General features: G+C 54.1%; 17 protein-coding genes. 11 read left to right on the top strand and 6 right to left on the bottom strand.

The window, feature by feature from the left end; translation table 11 throughout:
• Window positions 1–10: 10 nt before the first annotated feature.
• On the top strand, window positions 11–1,273 hold the full coding sequence (lysA, locus tag J4614_RS14100) for a diaminopimelate decarboxylase (protein ID WP_001657232.1): 1,263 nt from the start codon (window positions 11–13) through the stop codon (window positions 1,271–1,273).
• 9 nt (window positions 1,274–1,282) lie between these two features.
• Here lysA and J4614_RS14095 read toward each other — a convergent pair whose 3' ends face one another.
• Both J4614_RS14095 and galR read right to left on the bottom strand, forming a co-directional pair.
• Window positions 1,283–2,305 carry a LacI family DNA-binding transcriptional regulator gene (locus tag J4614_RS14095; RefSeq protein ID WP_000968338.1) on the bottom strand — a complete coding sequence of 341 codons (1,023 nt, stop codon included), beginning with the start codon at window positions 2,303–2,305 and terminating at the stop codon, window positions 1,283–1,285.
• Window positions 2,306–2,315: 10 nt separating this feature from the next.
• On the bottom strand, window positions 2,316–3,344 hold the full coding sequence (gene galR, locus J4614_RS14090; RefSeq protein WP_000201030.1) for an HTH-type transcriptional regulator GalR: 1,029 nt from the start codon (window positions 3,342–3,344) through the stop codon (window positions 2,316–2,318).
• Window positions 3,345–3,936: 592 nt separating this feature from the next.
• Here galR and aas point away from each other — a divergent pair.
• Window positions 3,937–6,096 carry a bifunctional acyl-ACP--phospholipid O-acyltransferase/long-chain-fatty-acid--ACP ligase gene (gene aas / locus J4614_RS14085; protein WP_000896095.1) on the top strand — a complete coding sequence of 720 codons (2,160 nt, stop codon included), beginning with the start codon at window positions 3,937–3,939 and terminating at the stop codon, window positions 6,094–6,096.
• The gene (gene lplT / locus J4614_RS14080) at window positions 6,089–7,291 is read left to right on the top strand and encodes a lysophospholipid transporter LplT (RefSeq protein WP_000004690.1); all 1,203 of its coding nucleotides are present in this window, start codon (window positions 6,089–6,091) and stop codon (window positions 7,289–7,291) included. Before aas ends, lplT begins: the two co-directional genes overlap by 8 nt.
• 86 nt (window positions 7,292–7,377) lie before the next feature.
• Here the strand turns inward: lplT and J4614_RS14075 are convergent, their stop codons facing one another.
• From J4614_RS14075 to mutH, 4 genes are all read right to left on the bottom strand, one after another.
• Window positions 7,378–8,418, bottom strand: coding sequence for an NADP(H)-dependent aldo-keto reductase (locus J4614_RS14075; protein ID WP_023212722.1), 1,041 nt, complete (start codon window positions 8,416–8,418; stop codon window positions 7,378–7,380).
• A 190-nt stretch (window positions 8,419–8,608) separates the two neighbouring features.
• Window positions 8,609–8,827, bottom strand: a complete 219-nt coding sequence (locus tag J4614_RS14070) for a YgdI/YgdR family lipoprotein (RefSeq protein WP_000758662.1) — start codon at window positions 8,825–8,827, stop codon at window positions 8,609–8,611.
• Between the two features lie 169 nt (window positions 8,828–8,996).
• On the bottom strand, window positions 8,997–9,710 hold the full coding sequence (locus J4614_RS14065) for a TerC family protein (protein ID WP_000895635.1): 714 nt from the start codon (window positions 9,708–9,710) through the stop codon (window positions 8,997–8,999).
• A gap of 181 nt (window positions 9,711–9,891) precedes the next feature.
• Window positions 9,892–10,587 carry a DNA mismatch repair endonuclease MutH gene (gene mutH, locus J4614_RS14060; RefSeq protein WP_001274930.1) on the bottom strand — a complete coding sequence of 232 codons (696 nt, stop codon included), beginning with the start codon at window positions 10,585–10,587 and terminating at the stop codon, window positions 9,892–9,894.
• 682 nt (window positions 10,588–11,269) lie between these two features.
• Here mutH and rppH point away from each other — a divergent pair.
• The 8 genes from rppH (at window position 11,270) to J4614_RS14020 (ending at window position 17,869) form a co-directional block, all read left to right on the top strand.
• Window positions 11,270–11,800: an RNA pyrophosphohydrolase gene (rppH, locus tag J4614_RS14055; protein WP_000564481.1), complete on the top strand. Its 531-nt coding sequence runs from the start codon at window positions 11,270–11,272 to the stop codon at window positions 11,798–11,800.
• Between the two features lie 12 nt (window positions 11,801–11,812).
• Complete coding sequence (gene ptsP / locus J4614_RS14050) at window positions 11,813–14,059, top strand: phosphoenolpyruvate--protein phosphotransferase (protein WP_000957887.1); 2,247 nt, start codon at window positions 11,813–11,815, stop codon at window positions 14,057–14,059.
• Between the two features lie 215 nt (window positions 14,060–14,274).
• Window positions 14,275–15,150 carry a prolipoprotein diacylglyceryl transferase gene (gene lgt, locus J4614_RS14045; protein WP_000204645.1) on the top strand — a complete coding sequence of 292 codons (876 nt, stop codon included), beginning with the start codon at window positions 14,275–14,277 and terminating at the stop codon, window positions 15,148–15,150.
• A 6-nt stretch (window positions 15,151–15,156) separates the two neighbouring features.
• On the top strand, window positions 15,157–15,951 hold the full coding sequence (gene thyA / locus J4614_RS14040; protein WP_000816247.1) for a thymidylate synthase: 795 nt from the start codon (window positions 15,157–15,159) through the stop codon (window positions 15,949–15,951).
• Window positions 15,952–16,135: 184 nt separating this feature from the next.
• A complete protein-coding gene (locus tag J4614_RS14035; RefSeq protein ID WP_000744665.1) occupies window positions 16,136–16,606 on the top strand; it encodes a prepilin peptidase-dependent protein in 471 nt (156 codons plus the stop codon).
• Window positions 16,597–17,160: a prepilin peptidase-dependent protein gene (locus J4614_RS14030; protein ID WP_000029156.1), complete on the top strand. Its 564-nt coding sequence runs from the start codon at window positions 16,597–16,599 to the stop codon at window positions 17,158–17,160. The genes J4614_RS14035 and J4614_RS14030 overlap by 10 nt, the downstream gene beginning before the upstream one ends.
• Window positions 17,157–17,564, top strand: a complete 408-nt coding sequence (locus tag J4614_RS14025; protein ID WP_001078532.1) for a DUF2509 family protein — start codon at window positions 17,157–17,159, stop codon at window positions 17,562–17,564. The genes J4614_RS14030 and J4614_RS14025 overlap by 4 nt, the downstream gene beginning before the upstream one ends.
• A complete protein-coding gene (locus J4614_RS14020) occupies window positions 17,549–17,869 on the top strand; it encodes a prepilin-type N-terminal cleavage/methylation domain-containing protein (protein WP_000019288.1) in 321 nt (106 codons plus the stop codon). Before J4614_RS14025 ends, J4614_RS14020 begins: the two co-directional genes overlap by 16 nt.
• Window positions 17,870–17,879 lie beyond the last annotated feature (10 nt).

Genomic DNA, 17,879 nt, shown 5'->3' with positions numbered 1-17,879 from the left:
GGAGTTTGTTATGTCATTGCCGCATTATCACGCTGAAACTGACCTTAACGCTGAAAATTTGCTCAGATTGCCTGCTGAATTTGGCTGTCCGGTCTGGGTCTATGACGCGCACATTATTCGCCGTCAGATAGCCGCCCTGCAGCAGTTTGACGTCGTGCGTTTTGCGCAAAAAGCCTGTTCGAACATTCATATCCTGCGCTTAATGCGCGCGCAGGGCGTCAAGGTGGATTCTGTTTCATTGGGGGAGATCGAACGTGCGCTGGCGGCGGGCTACGATCCGCAAACGTGCCCTGATGATATCGTTTTTACCGCCGATGTGATTGACGCCGCCACGCTGGCGCGCGTCAGTGAACTGCATATTCCGGTCAATGCTGGCTCGGTAGATATGCTGACGCAGCTTGGTCAGGTTTCGCCTGGGCATCGCGTCTGGTTGCGCGTAAATCCTGGCTTTGGTCACGGCCACAGCCAGAAAACCAACACCGGGGGCGAAAACAGCAAACACGGCATCTGGCATAGCGATCTTCCGGCGGCGCTGGCGGTAATGCAGAAATACCGACTGAAACTTGTCGGTATCCATATGCACATTGGTTCCGGCGTCGATTATGGACATCTGGAGCAGGTTTGCGGCGCGATGGTACGCCAGGTACTGGAATGTGGTCAGGATGTGGAGGCGATTTCGGCAGGCGGCGGACTCTCGATACCTTATCGTGAGGGAGAAGAGCCCGTTGATACGCGTCATTACTATGGCCTGTGGAACGCGGCGCGCGAGCAAATCGCCCGCCATCTGGGACATGCGGTCAAACTTGAGATCGAACCCGGACGTTTTCTGGTGGCGCAATCGGGCGTGCTGGTAACGCAGGTGCGTAGCGTAAAACAGATGGGAAGCCGCCATTTCGTGCTGGTAGATGCGGGTTTTAACGATCTGATGCGCCCGGCGATGTACGGTAGCTATCACCGTATTTCGGCGCTGGCGGCGGATGGTCGCGCGCTTGAAAATGGCCCGTGGGTCGAGACGGTGGTCGCCGGGCCGCTATGCGAATCAGGCGATGTTTTTACGCAGCAGGAAGGGGGAATGGTTGAAACACGCGCCTTACCTGCGGTCATCCCCGGCGATTACCTCGTATTGCACGATACCGGCGCGTACGGCGCGTCTATGTCATCGAATTACAATAGCCGCCCGCTCCTGCCGGAAGTGCTGTTTGACAATGGACAGGCGCGGCTGATCCGCCGTCGTCAGACCATTGAAGAGCTGTTAGCGCTGGAGATGTTCTGAAGCGCATCATTAGGCCGGACGTTGAAAAAACGGGCCCGCGGCGACGGACTCGCGCAGAATCAGCGTGCCGGTAAAGGGCGGGATCGGGGCGACCGGCTCGCTGTTCGCCAGACGAACGGCCTGATCGATTGCGGTGGCTATCATATCCTCGATGGGTAAATAGACTGTTGAAAGCCCCGGTTCAAGCCAGGTTGCGCCCGGCGCATCGTCAAAACCAAACAGCGACACATCCTGCGGGATGCGTAATCCGGCCTGGCGCAGCGCTTTTGCCGCGCCCAGCGCCGTGTCATCATTACAGGCGAATAGCGCGCTAAACGTGACGCCTTCCTCCAGTAATTCCCGGCAGGCGTCATAGCCGCGCGTCAGCGTGTAATCGCCGTATTTCACTTTTGCCGGTTGCCAGGGAATGCCATATTTTTCCAGCGCCTTGCGATAACCCGCTACGCGTGATGTGCCGGTGGGAGTATGAACAGGCAGCGTAATACAGGCGATATCGCGATGGCCCTGCGTAATCAGATATTCCACCGCCTGGAATGCCGCCGTCTCCTGCTCGAAGAAAATAGCGCGATCGCGGGCCTGAGTGACGTTGCGATTAATAATCACCAGCGGCATTTCCGTGGCGTCAATCAACGACAAAATCGCCGGCTCATCCATATAGCGAGTGTAAAGAATAATAGCGTCGCACTGTCTGTCGGCCAACATTTGTACGGCTTTCTGCTCTCGTTCCGGCGTATCGTGACCATCGGTGACGATCAACTGCTTGTTATGAAACTCCGCCTGGCGCGACGCCCGGCGCAACAAACTGCCAAAATAGAAGCCGTCAAACGTAGAGACGACCAGACCGATGCTGTTGCTGGTGCGATTCGCCAGCGAGCGTGCCAGCAGGTTGGGGCGATAGTCCAGAGCCTGCATCGCCGTAAACACTTTCTGGCGCGTGCTTTCTTTTACCTGCCCCGTCCCATTCAGCACTCGTGAGACGGTGGCCTTTGATACGCCCGCATGGCGGGAAACATCCAGCATTGTCGCCATCATGCTACCCTGATTAATCGGTTGTCGACAGGTGTCCGGTATCCGTCGGCGTGGATACCGAATGTCGGCGTACCAGTGTCGGACTAAATACATGAGTTACTTCTGGCGTAGGGCATTTCCCCGCCAACGCTAACGCCAGCTCCGCCGCCTGTGTCGCCATGGTGACGATCGGATACCGAATGGTGGTCAGTCGGGGACGCACATAGCGTGAGACCAGTACATCATCAAAACCGATGAGCGATACTTCGCCCGGCACCCCCACGCCATTATCATTTAATACTCCCATCGCGCCAGCCGCCATCGAGTCGTTATAGCAGGCCACCGCGGTAAAATTTCTGCCGCGACCTAATAACTCAGTCATCGCCTGCTCGCCGCCGCTTTCATCCGGTTCGCCGAACGTCACCAGCCGATCGTTAGCCGGGATATGGCTTTCCGCCAGCGCATCGTAATAGCCCCTCAGGCGATCTTCGGCATCAGAGATGGTGTGGTTGGAACAGATATACCCAATACGCGTATGACCTTGCTGGATCAGATGTCGGGTCGCCAGCCATGCCCCGTAACGGTCATCCAGCGCGACACAGCGGTGTTCTAACCCCGGTAAAATGCGGTTAATCAGCACCATGCCGGGGATTTGCTTCATTAATGAGGCCAGGTCCGCATCCGGAATCATTTTGGCGTGTACCACTAACGCTGCGCAACGATGACGAATCAACTGTTCAATAGCCTGACGCTCTTTTTGTTCGTTATGATACCCGTTGCCAATCAGTAAAAAATTTCCGGTGTGATACGCCACCTGTTCAACGGCTTTCACCATCGCGCCGAAAAAAGGATCGGAAACGTCGCCGACCACCAGACCGAGGGTTTCCGTTGCCTGCTGTGCCAGCGCGCGCGCGTTGGCGTTAGGGTGATAGCTCAGGGACTCCATTGCGCTGGTCACCGCCAGCCGGGACGCTTCGCTGGCTTTTGGCGAATCGTTAATAACGCGAGAAACGGTGGCGACTGAAACACCGGCCAGTCGGGCTACATCTTTTATGGTCGCCATGATAATACCTATAGTGGGTAAACGCTTACATTACGCCAGTTTTACGGAAAATGAACGTCTGTTCAAGCCTCTTGCCCCGCCGTGTCGGGCAAATGTGACCTGCACGGGAGAAATGCGTCTGTAAAGTGACAATACAAATCTTTCGTTACAGTTTGCGAAGCGCTGTTGCGATTGTCTGCTGGCAGGCCAGCGAGTCAGGTTGATAGAGTGGTGATCCCAGAGGTATTGATAGGTGGAATCAACGTCATTGTTGATCACACGAATTACACCAACCTGCGTAGAGATGCGCAGGTTTTTTTTTGTTTCGCCTGAACCTGTAACAGTAACGGATAATTTACACAACTCGTTGCATTTCCGTTTATTCCTTTGCGTTTTCGGACTGGCGATGCAGACGCGCGAAGCCCACAATCAAGATCCCAGAGGTATTGATTGGTGAGATTATTCGGTACGCTCTTCGTACCTGTCTCTTGCACCAACCTGCGCGGATGCGCAGGTTTTTTTTCGAACCTATTTTGCTATCGCTCCTGTTACGCAACTCGTGTAATCTGCCACAATTCATGTTTTAGCGAATTGTCGGCCAAAGGGAGTTGAAATGCTGTTTGGATTTTTCCGTAACCTGTTTCGCGTGCTTTATCGTGTGCGCGTCACTGGCGATGTCCGGGCGCTACAGGGGAACCGGGTCTTAATTACCCCCAATCACGTTTCATTTATCGATGGTATGCTACTGGCGCTGTTTTTGCCGGTACGGCCTGTCTTTGCGGTATATACCTCCATCAGCCAGCAATGGTATATGCGCTGGTTAACGCCGCTGATCGATTTTGTGCCGCTCGATCCCACTAAACCCATGTCCATTAAACACCTGGTGCGCCTGGTGGAGCAGGGGCGTCCAGTGGTGATTTTCCCGGAAGGGCGGATTTCCGTGACCGGCTCGCTGATGAAAATTTATGACGGCGCAGGCTTTGTGGCGGCAAAATCGGGCGCAACCGTCATTCCGCTCCGTATTGACGGCGCGGAGCTTACGCCTTTCAGTCGCCTTAAAGGTCTGGTTAAACGGCGCTTATTCCCCCGCATTCAGCTTCATATTTTACCGCCGACGCAAATACCGATGCCGGAAGCGCCGCGCGCGCGCGACAGACGTAAGATAGCGGGTGAGATGCTGCACCAGATCATGATGGAAGCGCGTATGGCGGTGCGCCCGCGCGAGACGTTATACGAATCGTTGCTGGCGGCGCAATATCGTTACGGCGCAGGTAAAAACTGTATTGAGGACATTAACTTTACGCCGGATACGTATCGTAAGTTACTGACCAAGACGCTTTTTGTTGGCCGGATTCTGGAAAAGTACAGCGTTGAGGGCGAGAAAATCGGTTTAATGCTGCCGAATGCCGCCATCAGCGCGGCGGTGATTTTCGGCGCGGTTTCTCGTCGCCGCATTCCGGCCATGATGAACTACACGGCGGGGGTAAAAGGGCTGACCAGCGCGATTACCGCGGCGGAAATTAAAACGATTTTTACCTCCCGCCAGTTCCTCGATAAAGGTAAATTGTGGCACCTGCCGGAACAGCTAACGCAGGTTCGCTGGGTTTACCTGGAAGATTTAAAAGCGGACGTCACACTCGCCGACAAGCTGTGGATTTTTGCCCACCTCCTGGCGCCGCGACTGGCGCAGGTAAAACAGCAGCCGGAAGACGCGGCGATCATTCTTTTTACCTCCGGCTCGGAAGGGCACCCGAAAGGGGTGGTGCACAGCCATAAAAGCATTCTGGCGAACGTCGAGCAGATAAAAACGATTGCGGATTTCACCGCCAATGACCGTTTTATGTCGGCGCTGCCGCTCTTTCACTCGTTCGGTTTGACGGTGGGCCTGTTTACGCCGTTGTTGACCGGCGCGGAAGTGTTTCTTTATCCAAGTCCGCTGCACTACCGCATTGTGCCGGAACTGGTCTATGACCGTAACTGTACCGTGTTGTTTGGTACGTCAACCTTCCTCGGCAACTATGCGCGCTTTGCCAATCCGTATGATTTTTATCGCCTGCGCTATGTGGTGGCCGGTGCGGAAAAACTTCAGGAGAGCACCAAACAACTGTGGCAGGATAAATTCGGTCTGCGCATTCTTGAGGGCTACGGGGTAACGGAATGCGCGCCAGTAGTCTCGATTAACGTGCCGATGGCGGCTAAGCCGGGCACTGTTGGCCGCATTCTGCCTGGCATGGACGCGCGTCTGCTGGCGGTGCCCGGTATTGAAAACGGCGGTCGGCTACAGCTGAAAGGGCCGAATATCATGAATGGCTATCTGCGCGTGGAAAAACCGGGCGTGCTGGAGGTGCCGTCAGCGGAAAACGCCAGAGGCGAAACCGAGCGCGGGTGGTACGACACGGGCGATATTGTACGCTTCGATGAAAATGGTTTTGTGCAGATTCAAGGGCGCGCGAAACGCTTTGCGAAAATTGCTGGCGAAATGGTCTCGCTGGAGATGGTCGAGCAACTGGCGCTTGGCGTTTCGGCGGACAAAATGCACGCTACCGCCATTAAAAGCGATGCCAGCAAAGGTGAAGCGCTGGTACTGTTTACGACTGACAGCGAACTCACCCGCGAAAAGTTACAGCACTATGCCCGTGAACACGGTATTCCGGAACTTGCCGTCCCGCGCGATATCCGTTATCTGAAACAGCTTCCCTTGCTTGGCAGCGGGAAACCCGATTTTGTGACGCTGAAAAGTTGGGTGGATGCGCCGGAACAACATCATGAGTGAGTCAGTACGTACTAACACTTCCATCTGGTCGAAAGGGATGCTGTCGGTGATTGTCGCGCAGTTTCTCTCGGCTTTTGGCGATAATGCGCTGCTGTTCGCGACGCTGGCACTGCTGAAAGCTCAGTTTTACCCGGACTGGAGCCAGCCTGTTTTGCAAATGGTGTTTGTGGGCGCTTACATTCTTTTTGCGCCGTTTGTCGGCCAGATAGCGGACAGCTTTGCCAAAGGCCGGGTGATGATGGTCGCCAATGGTCTTAAACTGGCGGGAGCGGCAGGTGTCTGCCTCGGCATAAATCCTTTTGTCGGTTATACGTTGGTCGGGATTGGCGCGGCGGCTTATTCTCCGGCGAAATACGGTATTCTGGGCGAACTGACGACGGGCGATAAGCTGGTGAAAGCCAATGGCCTGATGGAAGCCTCTACGATTGCGGCGATTTTGCTCGGTTCCGTCGCGGGCGGCGTATTGGCCGACTGGCATGTCATCGCCGCGCTGGTTGCCTGCGCGTTGGCCTACGCTGGCGCAGTGGCGGCGAACCTGTTTATCCCGAAGCTTGTGGCGGCGCGTCCAGGACAATCCTGGCGGTTGTCGGCGATGACGCGTAGCTTCTTCTGCGCTTGCGTTGTCCTTTGGCGTAACGGTGAAACGCGTTTTTCGCTGGTGGGGACCGGGCTATTCTGGGGCGCAGGCGTGACGCTGCGTTTTCTGCTGGTGCTGTGGGTGCCGGTGGCGCTGGGTATTACGGATAACGCCACGCCGACTTACCTGAACGCCATGGTGGCGGTAGGCATTGTGGTCGGCGCGGGCGCGGCGGCAAAACTGGTGACGCTGGAGACCGTATCGCGCTGTATGCCCGCCGGGATTTTGATTGGCGTTGTGGTTGCGATCTTCTCATTACAGCACGCATTGCTGCCTGCTTATGCCTTGTTGCTGTTGATAGGTATGCTGGGCGGCTTTTTTGTGGTGCCGCTCAACGCCTTGCTCCAGGAGCGCGGTAAGAAGAGCGTTGGCGCCGGGAATGCCATTGCCGTACAAAATCTGGGCGAGAATAGCGCCATGCTATTAATGCTGGGACTGTACTCGCTCGCGGTGCTGGTTGGCGTTCCGGCAGTGGCGATAGGTATCGGCTTTGGCGTGCTGTTCGCACTGGCGATCGCGGCGCTGTGGATCTGGCAGCGCCGGCAGGCATCATACTGAGTGAATATGCCGGGCGGCGAGTGCGCGTTATCCGGCTTACATTGTCTCTGTAAGCCCGGAAGCGTAGCGCCACCGGGCACTGACCATCACGGCGCCGGGTAGGTATAAACCTGATGCGCCGCCTCAATCTCCGCCAGAACCTCTTCGCTTAACGTCAGATGCAGACTTTCCACATTCGTCTTGAGCTGCGCCATCGTGGTTGCGCCCAGTAACGTACTAGCGACAAACGGCTGGCGGCGAACAAAGGCCAGCGCCATCTGCGCCGGATCAAGATTGTGACGCTTCGCGATATCGACGTAGGCGGCAACGGCTTTTTGCGCCTGTTCGCCGCTGTAACGTGTGAAGCGGCTGAATAAGGTATTCCGCGCGCCTGCGGGTTTGGCCTCGTTCAGGTATTTACCGGTTAATGTGCCAAACGCCAGACAGGAATAGGCGAGCAATTCAACACCTTCATACTGGCTGACTTCCGCCAGTCCGACCTCGTAACTGCGGTTTAACAGGCTATAGGGGTTCTGGATAGTGACAATACGCGGCAGGTCATGTTTTTCCGCCAGATGCAGATAGCGCATAACGCCAAACGCTGTCTCATTTGAAACGCCAATATAACGAATCTTACCCGCTCGCTGAAACTCACTTAGCGCGTCTAACGTCTCTAGTAGACTTACTACTGGCGTGGAGTCTGTCCAGTTATAGCCGAGTTTACCGAAGCTGTTAGTGGGGCGCTGCGGCCAGTGCACCTGATACAAATCCAGATAGTCGGTCTGCAATCGGGTCAAGCTGCCGTGTAGCGCTTCGCGAATATTTTTACGATCCAGCGCCTGATGAGGCCGGATGCCTTGATCATTATTACGTGCCGGTCCGCTAACTTTGCTGGCGATGATCAGTTTTTCACGGTTGCCGCGTTTGGCGAGCCAGTTACCGATATAGGATTCCGTCAGCCCTTGTGTTTCCGGGCGCGGCGGTACCGGATACATCTCGGCGGCGTCGATAAGGTTAATGCCATTTGCGATGGCATAGTCGAGCTGTGCGTGAGCGTCGGCTTCGCTGTTTTGTTCACCAAATGTCATTGTGCCCAGCCCTAGCGTACTTACTTCGAGCGAGCTGTGGGGTATACGGTGATAGTGCATAGCCGTTTCCTTTTTATTATGAAGTCAGAAATTCCCGACAAAGGACAATAAAAATGGCAGAGGGAAGGCAAAAGGGAAAGTAAAATTGCAGGCTGCACGGCGTAATTGTTACCGGGCGTGGTCGCCACGCACCGTTACGGGACGCAGCCTGAAGGCTTGCAGAACGCTGACCTCAATCACAGGCCACCGCTTAACGTTCGATGATTTGAGACACTTCGTCACGGTTGATTTGCATCTCGTTTCCCTGTGCATCGGTATAGCTGACCAGACCGGTATCATCGTCAACTTGTGGTTTTCCATCGGTCAGGATCATACGACCATCTTTCGTCGCCATTACATAATCGCTGCTGCATCCGGATACCGCAAAAGCCAACCCTACTGCGGAAATTACAACTGCCCACTTTTTCATCCGTTTGTCCTCACGTAGCCTGTATCTGATAATAGTCTGTTAATCATATGTCTGATAATAGTCTAGTAATAACGCGCAGCTCTGCATGTCGGAAGCAGCAAAATCTTAATCTGTGAGAAGAAAGGAAATAAAGTGAGTATTCGCTCCCCGGCGGGGGAGCGAAACAGGATTACAGCGGATTCTTTTTATTACGCAACAGGTTCAGGCTCTCTACTGCGATAGAGAAGAACATGGCGAAATAGATATACCCTTTCGGAACGTGAACGTCGAAACTTTCCAGAATCAGGGTAAAGCCAACCAGGATCAGAAAGGAGAGCGCCAGCATTTTTACCGACGGATGACGATCGACAAACTCGCCGATGGGCCGTGCCGCAAACATCATGACGCCCACGGCAATAACGACTGCCGCCATCATAATAAACAGATGATCGGAGAGGCCAACCGCTGTGATAACTGAATCAAGGCTGAAAATAATATCCAGCAGCATAATCTGCACTATTGCGCCCAGGAAAGAAGAAACCCGGGTTTTTAACCCTTCTTCTTCGCCTTCGATGGACTCATGGATCTCCTTGCTGGCTTTCCAGATTAAAAATAACCCACCCAGTAGAAGAATGAGATCGCGGGCGGAAATCGCTTCGCCGAAAAGCTCAAACAGCGGATTAGTCAGACGAGTGACCCAGGCGATTGACGCCAGCAGCGCCAGGCGCATGACCATCGCCGCCGCCAACCCAAGCCGCCGTGCGTGGTTCCGTTGCGCCGTAGGAAGTTTTGCTACCACCAGAGAAAGAAAAATAATGTTGTCGATCCCAAGTACAATCTCCAGCAGCGTCAGCGTACCGAGCGCCAGCCAGGCATTAGGATCGGTTATCCATGCAAATAACATCGAACAAAGTCCTGCCAAAAAAAGAAGCGGTAATTATAGGCCCGTCGAGTGACGGGCGAAAGCCCAGGCTGAATTTGCGCAACCAGGAACGGTGTAAAATAGCGGCGACAATACGCTTACGTTTATCCGGCATCGGCCCGATGCGTAGCCATAGCGGAGGCGCATTTGCGTGTAATGGACGTTACGGATTCTGCAATAAAAAATGGCGAGCCAGCAGCGCCTGCGTAAAATTTTTTTTCAGATAAAATCCACGCGGTAGCGTCAAAATAGGTTCCCCGCGTGCGCCGATAGCCTCGGTGAGCGCCCTGGCATTGGCGGCTTTGGGTCGCAGTTGCAAGACTTCGCCATGGCGGGCGGTAATGCGTTCCACCTGGCCCAGCACTATCATGTCCATCAGCTCTTCCCAGTCGAGGCGTAGCTGCCTGTCCTCTTCTTCACTCGGACTCCAGAGTAGCGGCGAACCTACGCGGCGTTCGGCTAACGGTATGCTGCGATCGCCTTCGACCGGTACCCATAGCACGCGCTTCAATTTATGCCGTACGTGACTTGTCTCCCAGGTCACGCCGCTGTTACCGGTTAACGGCGCCACGCAAACAAAGGTTGTTTCCAGAGGACGACCCAGACTATCCACCGGGATGGTTTTCAGTTCTACGCCTAACGCGGCGAAATCCTGCTCCGGCTTGCTCCCGGCGCTGGCGCCGAGCCAGATCTCCAGCAAGACGCCGATCCAGCCTTTGTCTCGCTTCAAATCTTTAGGCGTGGTAATGCCGGCCATCGCCGCCAGCTCGCCTAACGTATAGCCGGAAAGCTGCCGCGCCTGGGCTAACAGCAATGCTTCCGAAGCAGGCGGAGTCAGTAGCGGACAAAGAGCGGACATGACAATTACCTTAGGTCAAAAAGTGAGCAGTGATTTTATACCGTATGGGCAGAGTTTATCTTTTTCTGTGTCTTATATTCAATAGACTGATTTTTATTGCCTTTTTTGTGTTGTTTCTTCGTGTTGCGCAACGCTGAAGCGGGTTTTCCAATTCTGGTCACTGACAATAAACAGGATCTTACACTATGTTATCCACAGAAAGTTGGGATAACTGTGTAAAACCACCACTACTGTTTCCATTTACAGCCTTGACGTGCGACGAAAATCGAAAATTCAGACAAATAGTGCGTAAGTTATTGGCACAATCTGTGGATAAAACCGACGCTGGTTGATCTTTCATCAGCATAAGGATCTTAGATGTGATGCTGGTCACGCTTTATGAAGGTGGCATGTAAGATTTGTCTATAACACAATGAATATAAGGAACTATTTTTACTGCCTCCAGTATGAGGAATTCAGACTGTTCTGGGTTTTCCCGTGGTAATTCCATACTTCTTCACAACTATATCCACAGAAAAGGTGAATAAAATGGCGCAAGGGCGTCATCATCTGTTTATAACTCGGCTATTTACTGTGAGTTATTCAATTCTTATTAGGCTGTGTCACTATTACAGAGTGGTTTACCGCCTCACTGGAGTATGAAACAATCGTTCATATATAAGGTTTATGTTGAGGTAGTCCGGTGATTGATGACGATGGCTACCGCCCAAATGTAGGTATCGTAATTTGTAATCGTCAGGGGCAGGTGATGTGGGCCCGGCGATTTGGTCAGCACTCCTGGCAGTTCCCGCAGGGCGGGATAAATCCAGGGGAGTCGGCAGAACAGGCGATGTACCGGGAACTGTTTGAAGAAGTTGGGTTAAGCCGTAAAGATGTGCGGATCCTTGCTTCTACTCGCAACTGGTTGCGTTACAAGTTACCAAAACGTTTGGTGCGTTGGGACACAAAGCCGGTATGTATCGGCCAGAAACAAAAGTGGTTTCTTTTGCAGTTAATGAGCGCCGACGCCGAAATCAATATGCAAACCAGCAGTACGCCGGAATTTGACGGCTGGCGCTGGGTAAGTTACTGGTATCCGGTTCGACAAGTGGTGTCATTTAAACGCGATGTCTACCGCAGGGTAATGAAAGAGTTTGCAAGTGTTGTCATGGCGCTTCAGGATAATCCCCCTAAGCTACAAAGCGCGCCTGCTTATCGACGTAAAAGAGGTTAAGCCACGCAAATTATGCTCACTCGCCTGCGCGAAATAGTCGAAAAAGTGGCCAGTGCGCCGCGTCTGAACGAGGCGCTGAATATTCTGGTCACGGATATCTGTCTTGCGATGGATACAGAGGTTTGCTCGGTTTACCTGGCCGATCATGACCGACGCTGTTATTACTTGATGGCGACGCGGGGGTTGAAAAAACCGCGTGGTCGAACCGTTGCGCTTGCGTTTGATGAGGGGATCGTCGGTCTGGTGGGCAGACTGGCGGAACCCATTAACCTTGCCGATGCGCAAAAACATCCCAGCTTTAAATACATTCCTTCGGTAAAAGAGGAGCGTTTTCGCGCGTTTCTCGGCGTGCCGATCATTCAGCGTCGCCAACTTCTCGGCGTGCTGGTCGTACAGCAGCGCGAATTGCGCCAGTACGATGAAAGCGAAGAGTCTTTCCTCGTCACGCTCGCTACGCAGATGGCGGCTATCCTGTCACAGTCGCAGGTCACAGCGCTGTTCGGGCAATACCGGCAGACGCGAATCCGCGCGCTTCCTGCGGCGCCGGGCGTGGCTATCGCAACGGGCTGGCAAGACGCGACCATGCCGCTGATGGAACAGGTTTACGAAGCGTCTACGCTGGATACCTCTCTTGAACGCGAACGACTGACCGGCGCGCTGGAAGAGGCGGCGAACGAATTCCGACGATACAGCAAACGCTTTGCCGCCGGCGCGCAAAAAGAGACGGCGGCCATTTTCGATCTGTACTCACACCTGCTTTCAGACGCCAGACTGCGTCGCGAACTCTTCGCCGAGGTCGACAAAGGCGCTGTTGCGGAGTGGGCCGTTAAAAAAATCATCGAAAAATTTGCCGAGCAATTTGCGGCGCTAACCGATAACTACCTCAAAGAACGTGCGGGAGACTTACGCACGCTGGGGCAGCGGCTGTTATTCCACCTTGATGATTCAGTTCAGGGGCCAAACGCCTGGCCGGAACGTTTTATTCTGGTCGCGGATGAGCTGTCGGCGACCACCCTGGCGGAGCTGCCGCAGGACAGGCTGGCGGGCGTTGTAGTGCGCGACGGCGCGGCAAACTCGCATGCGGCGATTATGGTGCGCGCGCTCGGTATCCCGACCGTCATGGGCGCGGATATCCAGCCTTCGGTGCTACATCGCCGTACGTTGGTGGTGGATGGCTATCGCGGTGAATTACTGGTCGATCCTGAACCCGTGCTTATTCAGGAATATCAGCGACTCATTAGTGAAGAGATAGAACTCAGTCGTCTGGCGGAGGACGACGTCAATCTTCCCGCCCAACTGAAAAGCGGCGAGCGAGTCAAAGTGATGCTGAATGCCGGGCTCAGCCCCGAGCATGAGGAAAAGTTAGGCAGTCGGATCGACGGTATCGGCCTGTACCGTACTGAAATTCCCTTTATGCTGCAAAGCGGGTTTCCCTCGGAAGAAGAGCAGGTGGCGCAGTATCAAGGGATGCTGCAAATGTTTAACGATAAACCGGTGACGCTGCGGACCCTGGATGTGGGAGCGGATAAGCAACTGCCCTATATGCCGATCAGCGAGGAGAACCCGTGTCTGGGCTGGCGCGGGATCCGCATTACGCTGGATCAGCCGGAGATCTTTTTGATCCAGGTCCGCGCGATGCTGCGCGCCAATGCGGCGACTGGCAACCTCAGCATTTTGTTGCCGATGGTCACCAGTATTGATGAAGTCGATGAAGCGCGGCGTCTGATCGAACGCGCCGGGCGCGAGGTCGAGGAGATGATCGGCTATGCGATCCCGAAACCGCGTATCGGCATTATGCTGGAAGTGCCGTCCATGGTATTTATGCTGCCGCATCTGGCTAACCGGATCGACTTTATCTCGGTCGGCACCAACGATTTAACGCAATATATCCTGGCGGTAGATCGCAACAATACCCGCGTGGCCAGTATTTATGACAGTTTGCATCCGGCTATGCTGCGCGCACTGTCCATGATTGCGCAGGAAGCCGAAAAACATGGTCTCGATCTTCGCTTGTGCGGCGAGATGGCGGGTGATCCGATGTGCGTGGCGATTCTTATCGGTCTGGGATATCGCCATCTTTCGATGAATGGCCGTTCGGTAGCGCGTGTGAAATATCTGCTGCGGCATATCGATTTTGAAGACGCGCAAACCCTTGCCAGACGCAGCCTTGAGGCGCAGATGGCGACCGAAGTGCGTCATCAGGTGGCGGCGTTTATGGAGCGCCGCGGGATGGGGGGATTGATTCGAGGAGGGTTGTAACGACTGGAGCGGGAAAAGAGAGTGACTGTGGATTCACGGCGCAGACAACACGCCTGCAAGATGAAAGACAATGCGTATACATATCTTTTAACGGTAATCGGCATCTCGCTTTTAACCCTTGTGCTATTATTCGCACCTTTGGAGCGTCTGCAACGCGCAGGCGCGCTTATCAATCGCTATCTCTTCAGCGAAATAACAAGAAATTGTGGTGACAGATGACCAGTAGCTATCTGCATTTTCCGGACTTTGATCCGGTCATTTTCTCAATTGGGCCCGTCGCGCTTCACTGGTATGGCTTGATGTATCTGGTGGGGTTCGTTTTCGCGATGTGGTTGGCGGTGCGTCGTGCTAACCGTCCGGGAAGCGGTTGGACCAAAAACGAAGTTGAAAATTTACTCTATGCAGGTTTCCTGGGGGTCTTCCTGGGGGGGCGTATTGGCTATGTCCTGTTTTATAACTTCCCTCTGTTTCTGGATAACCCGCTCTATTTATTCCGCGTCTGGGACGGCGGCATGTCCTTCCACGGCGGGCTTATCGGCGTGATACTGGTGATGATTATTTTCGCCAGGCGCACGAAGCGCTCGTTCTTTCAGGTGTCTGATTTTATTGCGCCGTTAATTCCGTTCGGCCTGGGCGCCGGGCGTCTGGGCAACTTTATCAACGGTGAATTGTGGGGGCGAGTCGATCCTGACTTCCGGTTTGCCATGCTCTTTCCTGGCTCACGCGCGGAAGATATTGCGCTGCTGCCGTCACATCCGCAATGGCAGCCTATTTTTGATACCTACGGCGTATTGCCGCGCCACCCTTCCCAGTTGTATGAGCTGGCATTAGAAGGCGTGGTGCTGTTTATCATCCTTAATCTCTTTATTCGCAAACCGCGTCCGATGGGCGCAGTCTCCGGATTATTCCTGATTGGCTATGGCGCGTTTCGTATCATTGTTGAATTCTTCCGCCAGCCGGACGCGCAATTTACCGGCGCGTGGGTACAGTACATCAGCATGGGGCAGATTCTCTCTATCCCGATGATTATCGCTGGCGCGATCATGATGGTTTGGGCATATCGCCGCCGCCCGCAGCAACACGTTTCCTGAGGAACCATGAAACAGTATTTAGAACTGATGCAAAAAGTGCTGGATGAAGGCACACAGAAAAACGACCGTACCGGCACCGGCACGCTTTCCATTTTTGGCCATCAGATGCGTTTTAACCTGCAGGAAGGCTTTCCTCTGGTGACGACGAAACGCTGCCATTTACGTTCAATTATTCACGAACTGCTATGGTTTTTGCAGGGCGATACCAACATCGCTTACCTGCACGAAAATAATGTCACCATCTGGGACGAATGGGCCGATGAGAACGGCGATTTAGGCCCGGTTTATGGTAAGCAGTGGCGTGCATGGCCAACACCGGATGGCCGCCATATCGATCAGATCGCCACGGTTTTAAGCCAGCTTAAAAACGACCCGGACTCTCGTCGTATTATCGTTTCTGCGTGGAACGTCGGCGAGCTGGATAAGATGGCGCTGGCGCCGTGTCACGCCTTTTTCCAGTTTTATGTCGCAGATGGAAAACTCTCCTGCCAACTTTATCAACGCTCCTGCGATGTGTTCCTCGGTCTGCCGTTCAACATTGCCAGCTACGCGTTACTGGTGCATATGATGGCGCAACAGTGCGACCTGGACGTCGGCGATTTTGTCTGGACCGGCGGCGACACGCACCTGTACAGCAACCATATGGAGCAGACGCACCTGCAATTAAGCCGTGAACCGCGCGCGCTGCCGAAGCTGGTCATTAAGCGTAAACCTGATTCGCTTTTTGACTACCGGTTCGATGATTTCGAAATTGAAGGCTATGATCCGCACCCCGGTATTAAAGCGCCGGTCGCTATCTAAGCGCTGACGATCCTGCCATAACCGACGTTATCGCGCGTCGGTTTTTTTTACCCTTTGTCTCAATCTTCGGCGCGGATTCCTGAAATTTTGCAACGCGCTGCAAGACATGAACTTTTTTCCGTAACGCGCCGAACAATCTGTATTTGGCGCTCGTTATTTTTCTTCCGCCCGCCATACTGCCGACATGAAAAAACAACAGGGCTATACGCTCATTGAAACGGTGGTCGCGATGTCGCTCATTATCATTCTCAGCGCCACAGGACTTTATGGCTGGCAACGCTGGCAGCAGCAACAGCGCCTGTGGCAAACCGCATGTCAGGTGCGGGATTACCTGCTGCAACTTCGTGAGGACGCTCACTGGCATAACCGCGATCACATTCTTCGCGTGGTTAGCGAAGGCGGTTCATGGTGCTTTGTCAGCTCTGTTGCTACGCAAACATCGTGTACGCCATCTTCCCCCTTTGTGTTTACGCCCGACTGGCATGATGTCGTCCTTGCCGATATCACGCCGTCGTTAGCCTTCTTTGGCCTGCGCAATACGGCATGGGCAGGGCACATCGTACTGAAAAACGCTGCCGGAGAGTGGCGTCTGGTCGTCTCCTCCTGGGGGCGAATCAGGCTATGCGAGCGTAACGAGGCCGCCACGTGTCAATAACCACGCGGGGGTTCTCGCTACTGGAGGTTGTGCTGGCGATGGCGATAGGTTCCATTTTACTGCTTGGATCCGCACGATTTTTACCGGCGCTACAGCGTGAGATCTGGCACAACACGCGACAGTTATCGCTGGAAGATGAAATCTGGCAGCGAACCTATACCGTAGCGAAGCATCTTCAACGTGCGGGTTACTGTCATGGCCACTGTACTGGCGAAGGGTTACATCTTGCTGAACAGGGGCAATGCGTCATCGTTCAGTGGGACGGGAATAATAACGGTGTCTGGGATACCATACCGGCGAAAGAGGCCGACCAGACCGGGTTCCGTATGAAGGATAACGTTCTGGAAACATTACGCGGAGCAACATCTTGCCAGGGGAAGGGATGGGAAAAAATGACCGATCCCAATACGGTACTCATCACGGCGTTTACCGTTGAGCGCCGGGATATAACGGGATTCTCGCCAGTGCTCATGCTGCATCTGCGCGGCGCCAGCAAAGCCGAGCCTCAGACGGTTATTGACGCGCAATACAGCGTAACGGGATTTAATCTGTGAATCGGGAACGTGGCGCTTCTTCGCTAATACTGGCGCTTTTAATACTGATTCTGGGTAGTCTGCTACTGCAAGGCGTAAATCAGCAGCAGGCCAGCTATGCCGCCCGCGTGACGACGCAGAGCCTGGCGATACAACGCCAGGCGCTCGTACAGTCGGCGCTGGAATGGGGGCGGGGGCAGCTATGGTCAGGCGTAACCGAAATGGAATGTCGGCGCTATTCCTCTTCAGGAGCAAGAGTCTGTTTGCGGAGATTATCGGGGGATGAGGTGGTGATGGCGGCGCAAGATGACGGCATGACGTTATGGCGTTTGGGCAACGTCATTCAGGGAAGTATTGTCTTTTCTCCCCACGGCTGGAGTGATTTTTGTCCGTTAAAAGAGGTGGCGTTATGTCGCATCCCCTGAATTTACAACGCGGGTTTAGCCTCCCGGAAGTTTTAGTGGCGATGGTTCTAATGGTAATGATCGTCACCGCGCTGTCAGGCTATCAGCGGGTATTAATGCACAGTTTTGCATTACGACACCAGTATCTCCAGATCTGGCGGCAGGCGTGGCAGCAAACGGCGCTGTATCCATTTTCGCCTGCTGACGGCTGGAAGGCCAACCGGATGCAGACAACGCAATCGGGATGTGTCAGCATCAGCGTCACGATGGTTTCACCCTCTGGCAGGCAGGGGCAGATGACGCGCTTGCATTGTCCAAATCGTTAATCGTCAGGAG

This window comes from Salmonella sp. 32031103-2018-00083-FB-01-SM-01, assembly GCF_017571995.1.
Classification (GTDB): Bacteria; Pseudomonadota; Gammaproteobacteria; order Enterobacterales; family Enterobacteriaceae; genus Salmonella; species Salmonella enterica.
The sequence above is the reverse complement of the archived record's forward strand: the minus strand, read 5'-3'. Positions and strand labels throughout refer to the sequence as shown.